The sequence below is a fragment of the Burkholderia sp. 3C genome, assembly GCF_054589155.1.
The window spans coordinates 1-232 of the sequence record NZ_BAAILN010000062.1 but is presented as its reverse complement, the minus strand read 5'-3'; the positions used below and the strand labels follow the sequence as shown (position 1 = coordinate 232).

The window sequence follows — 232 nt, the reverse complement described above, 5'->3', positions numbered from 1 at the left end:
GACGATGGCAAGTCGCGCGCTGCGGTGTTGTACGACCAGGACAAGAACGGCAAGGCGAATTACGCGTCGGTAACGCTGGGCAAGACCGGCGTGCCGGTGGGTCTGCACAACGTGGCGGCAGGCACGGCAGGAACCGATGCGGTGAACGTGTCGCAACTGACGGGCGTGACGGATGCGCTGGGCGGCGAAGCCGCGGTTGGGGCTGACGGCAAGATCAAGGCACCGACGTACA

At 65.5% G+C, this 232-nt stretch carries 1 protein-coding gene; it reads left to right on the top strand.

Annotated features, from left to right (window positions below):
• A partial coding sequence (locus ACYP33_RS10110; protein WP_459621389.1) for a hypothetical protein occupies positions 1-232 on the top strand: 232 nt, incomplete at both ends.